The sequence below is a fragment of the Burkholderia cepacia genome, assembly GCF_029962485.1.
In the GTDB taxonomy this organism is placed as follows: domain Bacteria; phylum Pseudomonadota; class Gammaproteobacteria; order Burkholderiales; family Burkholderiaceae; genus Burkholderia.
Window position 1 is genome coordinate 485,423 of the sequence record NZ_CP073639.1, and the last position, 16,940, is coordinate 502,362.

16 protein-coding genes are annotated in these 16,940 nt (G+C 67.1%); 11 read left to right on the forward strand and 5 right to left on the reverse strand.

The genetic code is table 11. The features are described 5' to 3' along the window. Positions 1 to 120: 120 nt before the first annotated feature. A complete protein-coding gene (locus KEC55_RS33290) occupies positions 121 to 1,548 on the reverse strand; it encodes an MFS transporter (protein WP_282511599.1) in 1,428 nt (475 codons plus the stop codon). Positions 1,549 to 1,894: 346 nt separating this feature from the next. Here KEC55_RS33290 and KEC55_RS33295 point away from each other — a divergent pair, with 346 nt between their 5' ends. The 3 genes from KEC55_RS33295 to KEC55_RS33305 are packed head-to-tail and all read left to right on the forward strand — an operon-like array spanning position 1,895 to position 4,597. Then, complete coding sequence (locus tag KEC55_RS33295; RefSeq protein WP_282511601.1) at positions 1,895 to 2,887, forward strand: aliphatic sulfonate ABC transporter substrate-binding protein; 993 nt, start codon at positions 1,895 to 1,897, stop codon at positions 2,885 to 2,887. Between the two features lie 10 nt (positions 2,888 to 2,897). Then, positions 2,898 to 3,752 (forward strand): ABC transporter permease, encoded by an 855-nt coding sequence (locus KEC55_RS33300; protein ID WP_282511603.1) that lies wholly within the window; start codon positions 2,898 to 2,900, stop codon positions 3,750 to 3,752. Further along, on the forward strand, positions 3,749 to 4,597 hold the full coding sequence (locus KEC55_RS33305; protein WP_282511605.1) for an ABC transporter ATP-binding protein: 849 nt from the start codon (positions 3,749 to 3,751) through the stop codon (positions 4,595 to 4,597). Before KEC55_RS33300 ends, KEC55_RS33305 begins: the two co-directional genes overlap by 4 nt. Here the strand turns inward: KEC55_RS33305 and KEC55_RS33310 are convergent. From KEC55_RS33310 to KEC55_RS33320, 3 genes are all read right to left on the reverse strand, one after another. Beyond that, a complete protein-coding gene (locus tag KEC55_RS33310; RefSeq protein ID WP_282511607.1) occupies positions 4,585 to 5,373 on the reverse strand; it encodes an enoyl-CoA hydratase/isomerase family protein in 789 nt (262 codons plus the stop codon). The genes KEC55_RS33305 and KEC55_RS33310 overlap by 13 nt on opposite strands. A 32-nt stretch (positions 5,374 to 5,405) precedes the next feature. Then, entirely contained in the window at positions 5,406 to 7,142 is a 1,737-nt protein-coding gene (locus KEC55_RS33315; RefSeq protein ID WP_282513097.1) for an AMP-binding protein, read from the reverse strand. A gap of 346 nt (positions 7,143 to 7,488) precedes the next feature. Then, on the reverse strand, positions 7,489 to 8,604 hold the full coding sequence (locus KEC55_RS33320) for a porin (protein WP_282511609.1): 1,116 nt from the start codon (positions 8,602 to 8,604) through the stop codon (positions 7,489 to 7,491). 277 nt (positions 8,605 to 8,881) lie between these two features. Here KEC55_RS33320 and KEC55_RS33325 point away from each other — a divergent pair, with 277 nt between their 5' ends. From KEC55_RS33325 to KEC55_RS33360, 8 genes are all read left to right on the forward strand, one after another. After that, positions 8,882 to 9,379 (forward strand): bacteriohemerythrin, encoded by a 498-nt coding sequence (locus KEC55_RS33325; protein ID WP_282511611.1) that lies wholly within the window; start codon positions 8,882 to 8,884, stop codon positions 9,377 to 9,379. A gap of 33 nt (positions 9,380 to 9,412) precedes the next feature. Further along, a complete protein-coding gene (locus KEC55_RS33330) occupies positions 9,413 to 10,411 on the forward strand; it encodes a PDR/VanB family oxidoreductase (RefSeq protein WP_282511613.1) in 999 nt (332 codons plus the stop codon). A 45-nt stretch (positions 10,412 to 10,456) separates the two neighbouring features. After that, complete coding sequence (locus tag KEC55_RS33335; RefSeq protein WP_282511615.1) at positions 10,457 to 11,758, forward strand: Rieske 2Fe-2S domain-containing protein; 1,302 nt, start codon at positions 10,457 to 10,459, stop codon at positions 11,756 to 11,758. Positions 11,759 to 11,782: 24 nt separating this feature from the next. Further along, positions 11,783 to 13,060 carry a Rieske 2Fe-2S domain-containing protein gene (locus KEC55_RS33340; RefSeq protein ID WP_282511617.1) on the forward strand — a complete coding sequence of 426 codons (1,278 nt, stop codon included), beginning with the start codon at positions 11,783 to 11,785 and terminating at the stop codon, positions 13,058 to 13,060. Positions 13,061 to 13,071: 11 nt separating this feature from the next. Then, entirely contained in the window at positions 13,072 to 13,899 is an 828-nt protein-coding gene (locus tag KEC55_RS33345; RefSeq protein ID WP_282511619.1) for an SDR family NAD(P)-dependent oxidoreductase, read from the forward strand. 5 nt (positions 13,900 to 13,904) lie between these two features. Continuing rightward, positions 13,905 to 14,852: an alpha/beta hydrolase gene (locus KEC55_RS33350; protein ID WP_282511621.1), complete on the forward strand. Its 948-nt coding sequence runs from the start codon at positions 13,905 to 13,907 to the stop codon at positions 14,850 to 14,852. Between the two features lie 112 nt (positions 14,853 to 14,964). Further along, positions 14,965 to 15,648: a MarR family winged helix-turn-helix transcriptional regulator gene (locus KEC55_RS33355; RefSeq protein ID WP_282511623.1), complete on the forward strand. Its 684-nt coding sequence runs from the start codon at positions 14,965 to 14,967 to the stop codon at positions 15,646 to 15,648. A gap of 72 nt (positions 15,649 to 15,720) precedes the next feature. Continuing rightward, positions 15,721 to 16,254 carry a toxin gene (locus KEC55_RS33360; protein ID WP_282511625.1) on the forward strand — a complete coding sequence of 178 codons (534 nt, stop codon included), beginning with the start codon at positions 15,721 to 15,723 and terminating at the stop codon, positions 16,252 to 16,254. 23 nt (positions 16,255 to 16,277) lie between these two features. Here KEC55_RS33360 and KEC55_RS33365 read toward each other — a convergent pair whose 3' ends face one another. Beyond that, positions 16,278 to 16,685 (reverse strand): VOC family protein, encoded by a 408-nt coding sequence (locus tag KEC55_RS33365; RefSeq protein WP_282511626.1) that lies wholly within the window; start codon positions 16,683 to 16,685, stop codon positions 16,278 to 16,280. Positions 16,686 to 16,940 lie beyond the last annotated feature (255 nt).

The window sequence follows — 16,940 nt, forward strand, 5'->3', positions numbered from 1 at the left end:
GAGACGTCGAGGCCGGTTTGCCCGCATTCGGCGGCGACCGGCTTCAGCACAAACGGCTTCGTGCGGTTCGACGAAGCCGTTTGCGCTTTCCAGGGGGCGCGCTAACCCGCCTGCTCGCTTTTACGCGACGCTTTCGTCGTCGATGTCGCGCGCTGTCGGCTCGTAACGCACGATCAGCAGAAACACGATCGGCGTGACCGCACTGATCGCGACGACCCAGAACATGTCCGTGCCGAGACGGGCCTGCAGGATTGGCAGCACGAACAGCGCAAGCGCCTGGCCGATGCCGCACAGCGAACGCCCGAAGCCCACGCCGGTACCGCGGATCGCGGCCGGATAGGACAGCGTCGGATAGATCATCATCTGCGCACCGGGCCCGAAGCCTTCGGCGAACAGCCAGGTGCCGAGCATCAGCAGCACGACGCCTACCGCGAGCGCGCCGTGCGGATGCCCCGCGAGCGCAAGCGCGACCAGCGCGACCGTTTGCAGCGCGAAACCGGCGATCGCGACATGGCGCGACGGATAGCGATACGCGAGGCGCATGCCCAGCAAGCCGCCAGTGAATGCGAACAGCACGTTCAGCGCGAGCGAGGCCGCGATCGTCTCGAACACGCCCGCGCCGAGAAACTGCGACAGGATCGACGGCAGGAAGAACGCAATCGCCGTGTACTCGAACGGGATGCACAGGTTCATCACGCTCGCGACGAGCGTGCGCCCGAGATACGGGCGCTGGAACAGCACGCGAACGCGCACGGGCGGCGGGTTCGGCTCGCGTCGCGCGTCCTCGGCTTCGTGGGCGTGAATGCCGTACGACTCGCGCAGGATGCGCGCGGCATTGGCGAGGTCGCCCTGGTTCGCGGCCCACAGCGGCGATTCGTTCATGAACCGGTTCCGGAACAGGATGATGACGAGCGCGGGCACCGCGCCGAAGATCAGCGACGCGCGCCACAGCCATCCCGCGTGCTCGGCCGGCAGCAGGAAATACAGGCCGAAGATCAGCAGGAAGCAGACCGACGACGCGACGTACCACATCGGGCACCACGCAGCGAGCCGCGACGCCTTGTTGCCGCGCCCGTTGAACTTCGAGAATTCCGCGAGAAACGCCATCGCGACGGGCAGGTCGATGCCGACGCCGAGCCCCATCACGAAGCGTGCGCCGATCAGCACCCAGACGTTCGGCGCCAGCCCGGCCGCGATCGCCGCGACCACGAAGAACAGCATGTCGGCCATGAACACCTGGTAGCGGCCGATCCGGTCGGTCAGCCAGCCGCCGATCAGGCTGCCGAAGATCGTGCCGATCATGATCGCCGAACCGACCAGTCCGGTCAGCGCGGGCGTCAGGCCGAACTCGCGCGCGACGTCGTCGATGCCGTAGGACAGCGTCGTCAGGTCGTACGCGTCGAGAAACACGCCGCCGAGCGCCAGCAGCACGATCATCCGCGCATGGCTGACCGAACTGTCGACCGTATTGATCAGGCGTGCGACGTCGCTTGCCGAGCGGATGGGGGAAGAAACGGGTGTGGCGGGGCTTAGATCGATCGAACTCATCGCATTCCTTAGTGTTTGTCGGAATGCACGGCGATGTCGGCATGAAGCCTGGAACCGGGCTCGTGCATTCGCGATCGGCGGGGCTTCAACGGAACGCGGGCTCGTCCGCAGGCGCCCGTCATTGCGTTCCGGCAGCGGGCATTCTGTTCCCCCGATCCGGGTATCCCAAGCGATATAAAGCGATAAATTAATCGGCCTTCGTCATAAAGTTGCCCGGCCGGATCGCTTAGCAGCCGCATGCATGTTCAATCGCGGATTTCTTCGTTAACGGATCGCGCGCACTTCGTTACATTGATCGATCACCTGCCTGTTCGCGGCGCGTTGCCGCTCTTCCGGAGATTCCCCGATGAAGCTGTTCTGGTCCCGCGCGTGGCAATCCGCGGCCCTCGTCGTTGCCGCGCTTGCCGGCCTCGTATCGATTCAGGCGCACGCGGCGACACCCGCGGAAATCCGCGTCGACTATGCGTACTACTCGCCCGAGAGCCTCGTGATTCGCCACTTCGGCTGGCTCGACGACGAGTTCAAGGCCGACCGTACGTCGATTCGCTGGGTGCTGAGCCTCGGCAGCAATCGCGCGCTCGAGTACCTGAACAGCGGTGCGGTCGATTTCGGCTCGGCGGCCGGACTCGCGTCGGTGCTCGCACGCGCGAACGGCAACCCGATCCACGCGGTCTACGTGTTCTCCCGCCCCGAGTGGACGGCGCTCGTCGTCCGCAAGGATTCGCCGATCCGCACCCTCGCCGACCTGAAGGGCAAGAAAATCGCCGCGACGCGCGGCACCGATCCGTTCCTGTTCACGCTGCGCGCGCTGCACACGGCCGGCCTGACGCGTGACGACGTCGAGATCGTCAACCTGCAGCATCCGGACGGCCGCACGGCCCTCGCGAACGGTCAGGTGGATGCATGGGCCGGCCTCGATCCGCATATGGCCGCGGCGCAGCTCGACGACGGTGCGCGTCTCCTGTACCGCAACGTCGCGTTCAATACATACGGATTGCTGAACGTGCGCGACGCATTCGCCGGTCAGTATCCGCAGGCGGTCACGCGCGTGCTGAAGGTCTACGACCGTGCGCGCCAGTGGATCGTGGCGCATCCGGCCGAAACCGCGCAGATCGTCGCCGATGAATCGAAGGTGTCGCTGCCGGTCGCGAAACTGCAGCTGCAGCGCAACGACTTCAGCGACCCGGTGCCGGGCGACACCCAGCGCGCGGCGCTGAAGGCTGCCGCACCGGTGCTGACGGCCGAGCAACTGACCAAACCGGGTGTCGATCCCGCGAAGATCGTCGATACGTTGATCGATCCGTCGTTCGCGCGCCCGATCGTCGCGGCGTCGCACTGAGGTTGCCGACATGACGGATACCGCCGCACGCGGCGACGCGCTCGCAACGAATCGCACCGCGCCGGCCCGTGCGAGCCGCCGCGACCCGCTTCGCGCGTGGCGCATCGCGGGCCTCGCGCTGCCGTTCGCGTCGCTCGTGCTGCTGGAATGCGTCGTGCGGCGCGGCTGGCTGCCCGATCATCTCGTCCCGGCGCCGAGCGAGATCCTCGATACGCTCGCGCGAATGGGCGTCACGCGTGTCGCACGCCATGTCGGCGCGAGTACGCTGCGGGTCGCGGCGGGCTTTGCGGCCGGCGCCGGGCTCGCACTCGTCGTCGGCGCGGCGATGGGCCTGAGCCGACGGATCGACGTACTGCTCGAGCCGACGTTCCAGGCACTGCGCGCGATTCCGTCGCTCGCATGGGTGCCGGTGCTGTTGCTGTGGCTCGGCATCGACGAAGCGCCGAAGATCACGCTGATCGCGATCGGCGCATTCTTCCCGGTTCACCTCGCGGTGGTCGCCGGCATTCGCGACGTCGACCGCAAGCTCGTCGAGCTCGGCGCGGTGTACCGGCTCGGCCCGCTCGCGCTGTTCCGCCGCATCCTGCTGCCGGCCGCGCTGCCGCAGATCGTCACCGGCCTGCGTACCGGCCTCAGTCTCGCGTGGATGTTCATGGTGGCAGCCGAACTGATCGCGGCGACGCGCGGGCTCGGCTTCCTGTTGAGCGACGGCCGGGAAACCGGGCGCCCCGATCTCGTGTTCGGCGCGATCCTGCTGCTCGCCCTGCTCGGCAAGCTGACCGACGGCGCGATGCGGCGTATCGAGTTGCGCTGGCTCGGCTGGCGCGATGCATTCGACGGCGCGTCGCGCGAGGTATCGAAATGAGTACGGCGGCTTCTGCGCACGCGACGGCGGATACCGATACGCCGCTGCTCGACCTGCGGATCGCCCGCAAGCAATACGGGGATCGCACGATCCTCGCCGACATCGCGTTGCAAGTGGCGCGCGGCGAGATTCTCAGCGTGGTCGGTCCGAGCGGCTGCGGGAAAAGCACGCTGCTGCGGATCGTTGCCGGTCTCGACGCGCACTTCCGCGGCAACGTGAAGCTCGACGGCATCGCGCTCGATGGGCCGTCCGCGCGCGTCGGCGTGATCTTTCAGGAGCCGCGGCTGCTGCCGTGGCTGTCGATCGCGGACAACGTCGGTTTCGCGTCCGGCCCGCGCGGCGGTCGCGACCCGAGTGTCACGCGCCTGCTCGACGAAGTCGGCCTGGCCGGCGTCGCGCGGCAACTGCCGGCCACGTTGTCGGGCGGGATGGCCCAGCGTGCCGCGATCGCGCGCGGGCTGTTCGGCGAGCCGGATCTGCTGCTGCTCGACGAGCCGTTCAGCGCGGTCGACGCGATCACGCGGATGCGCTTGCAGACGCTGCTGCTCGCCGTCGTCCACCGGCACCGGATGGCCGCGATCGTCGTCACGCACGATCTCGACGAGGCGCTGTATCTCGGCGATCGCGTGCTGATGCTCACGCCGAACCCGGGCCGCATCGACGACGAGATTCGCGTCGATATCGCGCGGCCGCGCGATCGGCGCGATCCGTCGCTGGCCGCGCTGCGCGCGCGGCTGCTCGGTGCGTTCCAGCGCTTTCACGATCGTGCGGACGGCGCGGATAATCGTTCCCACGACCGTCGGGCATCCGGGCGCGCGGATTCAGCGCCGCCTCAGCGCCCGTAGAAGACGACCGGTTCCGGTTCCACACCTTCCCGCATCGCGTCGACGCGCGCCGTCCGGCCGCGTCGCGCATCCTCGGTATTGTGCAGCGGCATCCCGAGATCGAGCACGACCTGGTCGGCGCCCGGCACGCCGCCCGCCGACCAGGCTTTCAGCAGTGCGCGGATCGCCGCATACGAGCGTGTCGGGCCATTCGAGAGCCGCGCCGCCAGATCCAGCGCCGCTTGCTCGACCTCGTCTTCCGGCACCACGAAGGCGGCGATACCCAGTTCGCCGGCCGTCTTCCCCGACATCACCTCGCTCAACATCACGTAGCGCGCCGCACGCGCCGGGCCCGCCCGCTCCGCAATCCGCTGAACCGCGCCGCAGACGGGTATCGTGCCGACCGACGGCTCGATGCAGCGGAACGATGCGTTGTCTGCCGCGACGACCAGGTCGCACGCGAGCGCCAGCTCGAACGCCCCGCCCCACGCGCGACCGCGCACCGCACAGACGGTCGGAATCTGCAGCGCCTCGATCTTGCGGTATGCGTGATGCATGTCGCTGATGAAGGTGCGCCACGCGTTGAATTCCTTGTCGATGAAATCGAGGATATCGCCGCCCTGGCTGAAGTTCGGGCCCGCCGCGCGGACGAGCAGCACGCGGATATCCGATTCGCTGGCCGCGTGAATCGCGTCGCTCAGGTGGTCGGAAAACGCGTTGGCGATCAGGTTGAGCGGCGGGTTGTCGAGCACGATGTGGCCAACGGAACCGTGACGCTCGAAACGGACGGATGTCATGGGTGTCTCCTTGATGGGATGGGTGCGGGGGTTCAGGTCGGGGTGCCTGCGTGCAGGTCGAGTTCGCGGATCATGCTTTCGCGCATCGCGAACTTCTGCGCCTTGCCGGTCACGGTCATCGGCATGTCGTCGACGAAGCGGATGTAACGCGGAATCTTGAAATGCGCGATCTGGTCGCGGCAGAACGCGCGGATCTCGTCCTCGGACGCATCCTGACCGGGCTTGAGCACGATCCACGCGCAGATTTCCTCGCCGTACTTCTGATCGGGTACGCCGAATACCTGCACGGTCTGCACCTTCGGATGGCGAAACAGGAACTCCTCGATCTCGCGCGGGTAGACGTTCTCGCCGCCGCGAATGAGCATGTCCTTCACGCGCCCGACGATGTTGCAGTAGCCGTCGGCGTCGATCGTCGCGAGGTCGCCGGTATACATCCAGCCGTCGCGGATCGACTCCCGCGTGCGCACGTCGTCGTCCCAGTAGCCGAGCATGACCGAGTAGCCGCGCGTGCACAGCTCGCCCGTCTCGCCGACGGGCACGACGTTCCCGTTCATGTCGACGACCTTGCATTCCAGATGCGGCTGGATATGCCCGACCGTCGAGACCCGCTTGTCGAGCGGATCGTCCGTCGCGCTCTGGAACGACACCGGGCTGGTTTCCGTCATGCCGTAGGCGATGGTGACCTCCGTCATGTGCATGTTCACGACGACCCGCTTCATCACCTCGATCGGGCATGGCGCGCCGGCCATGATGCCGGTGCGCAGGCTGGAGAAGTCGTGCCGCGCGAAGTCCGGGTGATCGAGCTGCGCGATGAACATCGTCGGGACGCCGTGCAGCGCGGTGCAACGCTCGTCGCTCACGGCCGCCATCGTGGCCGCCGCATCGAACGCCTCGCCGGGAAAGACCATGCACGCGCCGCTGGCCGTACACGCGAGCACCGACATCACCATGCCGAAGCAGTGATACAGCGGCACGGGCACGCACAGCCGGTCCGCTTCGCGCAGGTTCATGGCCGCGGCGACGAACCGCGCATTGTTGACGATGTTCCGGTGCGTCAGCGTGGCGCCCTTGGGCGCGCCGGTGGTGCCGCTCGTGAACTGGATGTTGATCGGGTCGTTCGCGTCGAGCGTCGCGGCGATCGCGTCGAGTTCGTCCGTCGAAACATGTGCGCCGCGCGCGAGCACCTGTCGGTACGTCAGCATGCCCGGCGTGGGAATGTCCTCCATGCGAATCACCCAGCGCAGCGCGGGGAGCCTCGCCGAATCCAGTGCGCCGGGCTCGCAGTGCGGCAGCTCCGGCGCCAGCGTGCGCAGCATGTCCAGGTAACGGGACGTCTTGAACGACTCGGGCGCGACGATCGCCTTGCAGCCGACCTTGTTCAGCGCATATTCCAGCTCCGCGAGCCGATACGCGGGATTGACGTTGACGAGGATCAGCCCGAGCCGGGCCGTCGCGAACTGGGTCACGGTCCACTCGAACCGGTTGGGCGACCAGATGCCGATACGGTCACCCTGGCGCAGGCCCATCGCATGCAGGCCAGCCGCCATCGCATCGACCTCCGCCGCGAACGCCCGCCAGGTCCAGCGCACGCCCTGCTCGCGGAAGACGACGGCGGGACGTTCGCCGTGGCGCTTCACGGTGTCGGCCAGCAGTGCCGCGACCGTCAGTTCGCTCAACGCGGAATCGCCAGCGCCCCTGACGTAGGACAGTCCGCCGACCGGCAGCGTCGGATCGGCGCCCGGGTCGGGCGTTGCAGTCTGCATCTTCATGCGTGTCTCCAGAGTGTCGGCGGAGACGGGCTCACCGCGCCAGGCGCGTGAGATTCTCTCCGGGATATTTCTGGAAATCATCATCGTATCTTCCACGGAAGACGTCAAGACGGAATTGACCTGAATCGCGCGGATGGTCTTGAACCGCGTAAACGCTGATATTTCGCGGGTTTCGAGCGAATGTTCCGCTCCTGCAACACTGTATTGCGCACGGCGGCCTACGGGTATTCTGCGAGATATCCACCGAAAATCATCCATGGAAGTCGCTCCGTGCGTGTCGCGCTCCGTGACGCTTTCCCGCCAGAACGATTACCGGCACACGCGTCCAGACGCGTGTGCCGTTCCGTCAGAACATATGACGAATGCCGAGCATTACCCCGGTCTGGTCCACGCCGGCGGCCGGCCATGACGACGTGCCCGCGGTGCCGCCGTCGATCGTCAGCACGGAATTGCGCTGATTGAAGATGCGCCCCGCGGTCACGTACACCGAACTGCGCTTCGACAGCAGATACATCGCGCGCGCCGCGATGACCGACGCGCCGGCGTCGTGCCCACTCACGGTGAGATGGCCGTACTGCGCGTCGAGGACGATCCTCGGCACCGGCAGATAGGTCGCGCCGAGCCACCAGTAATTGCTGTTCGCGTCGACGACGCCCGGTGCGAGCTCGCCGTGATCGATACGGTGCAGGAAGCCGCCGCCGATCGTCGCGGTGCCGAACTTCACGTAGCCGTCGATGACGGCCCGCGTGTCGGTCTGCGAGCTGCTCGGCAGCGGCGAGCCGGGGCCGCCGCCGCCATTGTTCCGGTCGATCGCGGTTGCGATCCCCCAGCTGTCGGACTCGTACTTCAGCATCGCGGCGATCGTCTTGCATGCGCGGTAGTCGGTCGGCGACTGGCCCGCGCATCCCCCGGCGGCCGCGGGCGCGACCGCATCGCGCCCGAGCGAATAGCTGACGCCGAAGGTGAAGCCCGACGCCGTAATGCTGTAGACGATCGTGTTGTCGAGACGCGCCTGCGCCAGGTACGTATCGAGCAGCCCCGCCGCATAGATGTTCGGCCCCATCGTGTCGCCGGGTATCGCCCAGTAGATCTGCGAATACTGGCGGCCGAACGACAGCGTGCCCCACCGCCCCGACAGGCCGACGTACGCCTGCCGGCCGAACAGGCGGCCACTCTGGTTCAGCGTCCCCTGCCCCGGCGAAAAGCCCGATTCCAGCACGAAGACGGCGCTCAGGCCGCCGCCCAGGTCTTCCTTGCCGCGTATGCCCCATCGCGACGGCAGCGAACCGGTGAGCTGCGGCACCTTCACCACGCTCTGCTTCTGCGGGCCGACGTTCGTGATGTATTCGACGCCCGTATCGATGATCCCGTACAGCGTGACGCTCGATTGCGCGTGCACGGCGCCCGACGCGCATGCGGCGAGCGCCGACAGTCCGGCGCAAACCGCCTTGTACCTGGCCAACCCTTCTCCAAACCTGTTTGTCCGCAGACTCATTTTGATGCCTCCATGTGATTCTGTTCTTCCGTGGAAGATAGTAATCACACATCTTCCGTGTCAACCGTACGGCGGATCGTGAGTTACCCCTAGGCCGGCTCGCAAAGACGCCTGAACGGGGATTCATTGGATAATCCCGGTCAGTCATAGTTTTCCCTACCTCGACTTTTGGCTCACACCAATCTATCTTCCATGGAAGACGATACTGATTCGTCTGATCCGCTTCATGGAACGAGGTATGGAAATGAAAGAGTCAGAAGATCACCGGACCGCTGCCCGGAACGGGTATGCACAGTCGCCATCGGACGCTGCCGGTTTCGTCTGGAACGACGACTACGCGCTCGGTCACGGTCCGATGGACGACACCCATCACGAATTCGTCGCGTGCGTGAACGCGCTGCTCACGACGCCGGACGACGACCTCGGGCGCGCGCTCGACGCATTTGCCGCGCACGCACACAGCCATTTCGGCGACGAGGACACCGCGATGCGCGAGACGGCTTACGGCTCCGCCGGCTGCCATATCGACGAGCACGCGGCCGTGCTGCAGTCGACCGGCGAGGTGCGCGCCGCGCTGGCCGAAGGCCGGCCGCAGGTCGTCCGTGCATTCGCCCGCGCATTGGCCGGATGGTTTCCCGAGCACGTACGCGTCATGGACCAGGGTCTCGCGCGCTGGCTCGTCCAGCAACAACTGGGCGCGTCGCCGGTGGTCATCCGGCGCCGCCTTCCCGTCGCGGCCTGACGCACGCCCCCCCTTCTCATACGAGCGTCCATCATGGAACAGAACACTCCATCGTCTAACACACTGCTGCCAGTCGTCGTATCCGCGAAGACGTGGCTCGCCGACGGCATCGTCGGCTACGAACTCACGCCGCTGTCGGACGACCGCCTGCCCGACTTCGAAGCCGGTGCGCATATCGACGTACACCTGCCCGGCGGGCTCGTGCGCCAGTACTCGTTGTACGAGCTGCCCGCCGAACGGTCGCGCTACCGCATCGGCGTGCTGCGCGATCCGCAATCGCGCGGCGGATCGACGCGCCTGCACGACGACGTCCGCGCGGGCGACACGCTGTCGATCAGCGCGCCGCGCAATCACTTCGCGCTGCACCGTGGCCCCGAGCGGTCGCTGCTGTTCGCGGGCGGCATCGGCATCACGCCGATCCTCTGCATGGCGCAGCAACTGGCGCGCGAGCACCGCCCGTTCGATCTGCACTACTGCGGCCGCTCGCTGTCGCGCATGGCATTCGTCGAACACGTGCAGCAACTGTCGTCCACGGACGATCCGCACGCCCGCGTGCAGATTCATGTCGACGACGGTCCTGACGGGCAGCACCTCGATGCGCACGCCGCGATCGGCGCACCGTCGGCCGACAAGCATCTGTACGTGTGCGGGCCGACGGGTTTCATGGATCACGTCCTGCAGACCGCGCGCGCGCTCGGCTGGGACGACGCGCATCTGCATCGTGAATATTTCGCGGGGCCGCCGGTCGAGCCGTCGGACGAAGACGGCCCGTTCGAGATCGAAATCCGCAGCAGCGGCGAAGTGATCCAGGTGGGTGCCGGCCAGACGGCCGCGCATGCACTGCTGGATGCCGGATTCAACCTGCCGCTGTCGTGCGAGCAAGGCGTGTGCGGTACCTGCATGACGAAGGTGCTGGCCGGCAAGCCGGACCACCGCGACCTGTACCTGACCGACGACGAGAAAGCACGCAACGACAGCTTCATGCCGTGCTGCTCGCGTGCGAAGACTGCACGGCTGGTGCTCGATCTCTGATGCCGCCGCGCACGTGCCACTGAACACTGGAACGAGGAACTCAACATGCTGACCAAGCAGGACAATGAACTGATGTGCCGCACGGGCCCGGGCACCGCGATGGGCAACGCGATGCGCCGCTTCTGGCTGCCGGTGATCCAGTCGTCGGACCTTCCGCAGCCGAACGGCGATCCGGAAACGATCGAGCTGCTCGGGCAGCGGTTCGTGGTCTGGCGCGACCGCGATGGCCGGCCCGGCCTCTACGACGAGGGCTGCCTGCACCGCGGCGCGTCGATGCAGCTCGCCCGCGCGGACGGCGACGGCTTGCGCTGCATCTATCACGGCTGGAAATTCGCGGTGGACGGCACGGTGCTCGAAACGCCGAATGTCCCCGATCCGAAGTTCAAGAGCCGCATTCGCGGCCGCACGTATCCGGTGCGCGAGGCGGGCGGCCTGATGTGGGCGTACCTCGGTCCCGAAGGCAAGGCGCCGCCGTTCCCGCACCGCGCGTTCATGGACCAGTCCGATGCTCACCGCATCAACGTGTGCGCGATCGTCAACTGCAACTTCGTGCAGGTGATCGAAGGTCTCGTCGATTCGTCGCACCTGACCGTGCTGCACAGCTCCGCGCTCGCGCAGACCAACGCGTCCGACCTCGACTACGCGGGGAAGATCACGCACATGCAGTTCGACGCCGCCCCGACGATCGAAGCGGACGAGACGGATTTCGGCTTTCACTATGTCGCGATCCGCCAGGCCGGCGACAACCGCATCGCGCGCGTCACGTCATTCATCGCGCCGAGCTTCATTGCGAACGCGAACGGCGACGTCTGGCTCGCGGCGGTGCCGATCAACGACGAGCGCTGCTACTTCTTCCACGTGTGGTGGGATGCGGAGAAGCCGGTCGGCGAAGAACCGCTGCGCAGCGCGCAGCTCAAGTTCGTCGGTCTCGACGAGCCGACGCTGCGCAAGTACGGGATGACGCTCGACACCTGCGATTCGCCGGCGGCCATGTCGTTCGTCAACGGCTATCGGCAGGATCGCCGGGCCCAGCGCGACGGCCACTTCACCGGATTCGACGGCATCACGCAGGAAGACGCCGCGTGCAGCATTTCGAGCGGCGCGATCCGCGACCGGTCGCAGGAAATGCTGTCGACCGCCGATCTTGCGATCAGCCGCCTTCACCGCACATTGCTTGCATGCGCTCGTGCCGAGCGCGATCAGCAGGACATCCCGGCGCTGCGGGCGGAATCGGGCGGCGCCATCGGCGTATCCGGCGAGATCGGCCCGGGCGAAGACTGGCGTCGGCTGGTGCCGCATCACCGGATCGTGTCGTCGGCCGGCACACGCACGCAGCGCAATGCATGACCACCATTTGAACAGGAGTCCAACATGTTGAGCCACGAAGATAACGAGATGTTGTGCCGTGTCGGCCCGGGCACGCCCGGTGGCGCATTGATGCGGCGCTACTGGCACCCGGTGTGCACGTCCGTGCAACTGCCGGAGCCGGACTGCGCGCCGCTGCGCGTGCGACTGCTCGGCGAGCAGTACGTCGCATTCCGCGATTCGAACGGCGAGGTCGGCCTGCTCGAGGAGCTGTGCATGCATCGCGGCGCGTCGCTCGCGCTTGGCCGCGTCGAGGAAGGCGGCATTCGCTGCCTGTATCACGGCTGGAAGTTCAGCGTGTCCGGTGCCGTGCTGGAGACGCCGAACCATGCGGACCCGAAGTACGCCGCGCGGATGAAGGCGCCCGCGTTCCCGGTGCGCGAAGCCGGCGGCATCGTGTGGGCGTATGTCGGCCCGAAGGAGCTCGAACCCGCGTTCTCGCGCTATGCGTTCATGGATGCGGCGCCGGACCATCGCGTCGTGCTGCGCATCAACGTCGCGTGCAACTACCTGCAGCTGGTCGAAGGCGGCGAGGACAGCTCACACGTCGGCGTGCTGCATACCAACATGGCGCGGCCGGGCTGGAAGGACGATTCGTTCACGCGCAATCCGGACGTCGTGAATCCGGCCGCGCTCGCGTCGAACGACCTCGAACCGTCGCTGAAGATCGAGGACACGGCGTTCGGTTTTCACTATGTTGCGCTGCGCAAGACCGGCGAGCCCGGTGTGCGCAACGCGCGCGTCGTGCCGTTCATCGTGCCGTACGGCCGCATCATTCCCGCGCCGGCGTTCCTGTTCACCGTGCTCGAGGTGCCGGAAGACGACATGCACACGAGCACCTATATCGTCGTGCACGGCGACTTGCCGGTCACCGAGGACAAGATCATCGAGCTGCTGGGCCTGGACGATCCGAAGTACTACGATCGCAAGAACTGCACGTTCAACGCGAGCTGGGCCGATTCGTTCGGCCAGAGCCGCGCGCTGATGCAGGAAAACTGGACCGGCCTGCGCGGCGTCGAAGTCGAGGATGCGACGATCGGGCTGTCCCAGGGGCCGCTGTACGACCGCTCGCGCGAGCATCTGGTGCCCGCCGACCAGGCCGTCGTGCGCGTGCGCCGCGCACTGCTGGCAGCAGTCAAGCGCGTGATGAACAACGAGCAGCCGCCCGCGCTCGGGCTCGATCTGCGCGGCGTCAGCGCATGTGACCGGCCGCTCGCGGACGATGCGGCCTGGCAGGATTTGCTGCCCGCGCATCGCGATACCACCGAAGCCGTCGAAGCCTGAGGAGAACCTTGATGACCTACGATCCAACCCGCAGCCCCACGCCGGATTATCTGTCCCTGTTGCGCCTCGACGGACGCGGTTTCGTCGTGCTCGGCGCCGGCCAGGGCATCGGCGAGCAGACGGTTCATGCGCTTGCGCAGGCCGGCGCGCGCGTGCTTTGCGTCGACCGTGACGAGACGCTCGCGCGCGGCATCGCCGAAGCGGTCGACGGCATTCCGTGCACGGCCGACGCCACCTCGCGCCACGACATGCAGCGCGTGTTCGACACGGCGCGCGAGCAATTCGGCCGCATCCACGGCGTGGTCGACATCATCGGCGTGGCGGGCATCAAGCCGCTGGCCGCCGTCGACGACGCGTCATGGGCGCAGCAGTTCGACATCGTCGTGCGCCATGCGTACCTCGCGCTGCAGATCGGCGGCGAAATGATGAAGCGCGACGGCGGCGGCACGTTCGCGTTCGTCGGCTCGCTCGCGGGCGATCGCGCGGTGCCGAGCGAGGTCGCGTATGCGGCGTCGAAGGCCGCGCTGCATCATCTGGTGCGCTGCGCGGGTGTCGAGTATGCGCCGTACAACGTGCGCATCAACGCGGTGTCGCCGGGGTTCGTGCGCACGCCGCGGCTGAACCAGCGGCTGGACGCCGCGACCTGGACGCGCGTCGGCGAAGCGATCCCGATCGGGCGCGCGGCCACGCCCGCCGAGATCGCCGGCCACCTGCTGTTCCTCGCGTCCGACCTGAGCGCGCACATGGCCGGCGAGATCGTCACCGTCGACGGCGGCCTGAGCGTGAAGGCCGCGATTCCCGCGATCACGTTTGCGCCGTCGGCCACGCCCACGCCATGAGCACGATGAAACAGCCCTCCCCGCGCGACCTGATTCATCCGTCTCTACGCGCGTTCGCCGACGCGGCTGCCGCGCGGCCGAGCCTGGCGCAGATGAGCGCCGACGACGCGCGCGCCGGCATCGCCGCGCGCACGGCCGCACGGGCGGCCGGCCCGCGCATCGACAAGGTGTTCGACCTCGCGGTGCCCGGCCCGGGCGGCGGCATCCCGGTGCGCATCTACCATCCCGACGGCGCGACCGGCGTGACGCTGGCCTTTCACGGCGGCGGATGGCGGATGGGCAATCTCGACAGCTTCGACGCCGTGTGCCGGCATCTGGCCAACGACTCGGGGCTGGCCGTGATCAGCGTCGACTATCGGCTCGCGCCCGAGCATCCGTTCCCTGCCGCGCTCGAAGACGTCTGGGCGGCGACTTGCTGGGCGGCCGAGCACGGGCACGAGCACGGGCTGCCCACTGCGCGGCTGACGGTGTTCGGCGAATCGGCGGGCGGCAATCTCGCGGCCGTCGTGTGCCTGCTCGCGCGAGAGAATGCGCGGCCGCGCCTCCTCGCACAGGCGCTCGTGTATCCGGCGACGGACGCGCGCCAGCAGCACGCGTCGCGGTCGGTGTATGCGGAAGGCTTCGTGCAGCGCACGGCCGACGTCGTGCACGCGTTTCGCGAGTACGCGCTCGATCACGGCGTGTCGCCGTCGGTCTGGACGCTGTCGCCGTTCCATGCAGCGAGCCACGCGGGCCTGCCGCCGGCCCTCGTGATCACCGCCGAGTGCGACGTGCTGTGCGACGACGGCGAAGCGTATGCGCGCAAGCTTGCCGATGCGGGCGTGCCGACGACCTGCGTGCGCTATGCGGGCATGCTGCACACCTTCTACGGCATGCGCGGCGAGGTCGACGCCGCCGCGCTCGCCCAGCGGCAGGTGGCCGACATGCTGCGGGCGACCGTGCAGGCCGGGTAGCGATGCACGTGGACGTGCGACCGGGAAACTTACGTACAATGGCGGACAGCGGCACCAGTCGCCGCCCCGTTACGATCGATCCGGTCGCACCCCTTCCAAGGAAGCCATCGAGATGAGCACCGCAGACGCAAAGCAGCCCGCCCGCCGCCGAACCGCCGGCACCGCGGCGGCCCCGGCGCAGACGGAATCCGCCGCCAAGGCGAGCCTGCCGCGCAACAGCCTGATCGAACTGATCACGCTGCAGTGGCAGCACGAGCACAGCGATCTCGACCTGTCGAATTTCCTGCTGGCGATTTACTTCATGCGGATCGGCACGCTCGTCGAGCAGTCGTTCGACAAGATGTGCCAGCGCATGTGCGGCATCAGCGGCTCCGACATGCGCGTGCTGCTTGCGCTGCGCCGCAGCGGGCAACCTTACGCGAAACGCCCGACCGACCTGTACCGCGCGCTGCTCGTGACGTCGGGTGCGATCACCAAGAAGATCGACCGCCTGGCGAGCCTCGGGATGGTCGAGCGCCGACCCGATCCGGGCCATGCCGGCGGATTCATCGTGCACCTGACGCGAAAGGGGCTCGACATCGTCGAAAAGGCCGTCGTGAAGCTCGCGAACGAATCGTCGATCGCACCGGCGATGGCGCATCTCTCGGATGCCGAGCGCGCGGCCGGCAACGAATTCTGCCTGCGCACGCTGGCGTTGATGGAAGAACTGGTGGCGCCGGACGCCGACGACGCGGACAGCGCACCGCCGGCGCCGCGAGCAGGGAAAGCGCGGCGCGCGCCGCGTACCGCCAAGTAGAGGCTGGACCGGCGCGCGGCTTCGGCGCATGAGGCACAATACGCGGCCTCGAAAATCGACCACGGTCTACCCATGCGCTTCATCGTCGTCGGAACAAGCGGAGCGGGAAAATCCACCTTCTCCAGCGCACTGGCTGCTGCAGCAGGCTACCCGTACATCGAACTCGATCGACTCTACTGGGGCCCCGGCTGGACAGCCGTGCCGCCTGAACAGTTCGAGCAGGCCGTACGTGCTGCGACGACCGGCGAGCGCTGGGTCGCCGACGGGAACTACAGCGCCGTGCGCGACGTGCTGTGGTCGCGCGCCACGCACGTCGTCTGGCTCAACTTCGGACGCTGGACAGTGTTCTCCCGTGTGCTCTGGCGGACGATCAGCCGCGGGCTGATGCGTACCGAGCTTTCCCATGGCAACCGGGAATCGCTGCGGATGGCGTTCTGCTCGCGCGACTCGGTACTGCTGTGGTCGTACAGCACGTTCACCAGAAACCGCGTCAAGTTCGCGAAGCTGCGTGAGGATCCGAAATACGCGCACCTGCAATGGACGGAAATCACCGAGCCATCGCACACTCGCGCGTTCATCGAGATGCACGCCCGCGCCGGCAGTTGAGCCAGACGTGAGGGACGCCCGCGTCAGTCGTCGAACGTACCTTGATATTCCGGCGAGGCATCCGCGCGCGTGTTCAGTTCGAACATCACGCCGCCGGGCTCCCGGCAAAAGAATCGCGAACCGCGCCCGTTGTTGAAGATGTCCGTTTCCATCGCAACGCCCTCTTCCCTGAAGCGCTCGAACAGTGCGCGAACGGCTTCGAGGCTCGGCAGTTCGAACCCGATGTGAAAATTCTTCGGCCATGCGGGTACGCCGTCGCCGACGTGATCGATCACGACGTCGAAGCCCGGGCGCTTCAGGATCCAGGATTGGTCCCAGCTTCCCGCGATCGTGAAGCCGAGGTAGCGCTCGAAGAATCGGGCCGTCGCCAGCGTATCGGCCGAGGGGAAGCTCAGGTGGTTGAGCTTCATCGTGTGTGTCGTTCCGGTCATTGTCGTGCTCTCACATGCGGTGATGGGCGGAGGCCCCATGCCTTCCCGCCCGACGACTTCAGAATACGAGCGAAGGCTCACATTCAACAACTCGCATTGGAGGGCGGCCCGGACCGCGCATGAAACCCGTGCGGGGCCGCCGGTTGGGGCATGGAGACGATCGCGGTGGATTGCGCTACTCGCATTCGGGACGGGCCCACCCGATGCGGGGTACCCGGTCTGCACCCGCGTCAAACGTCGAAGGCCCGAGATCCG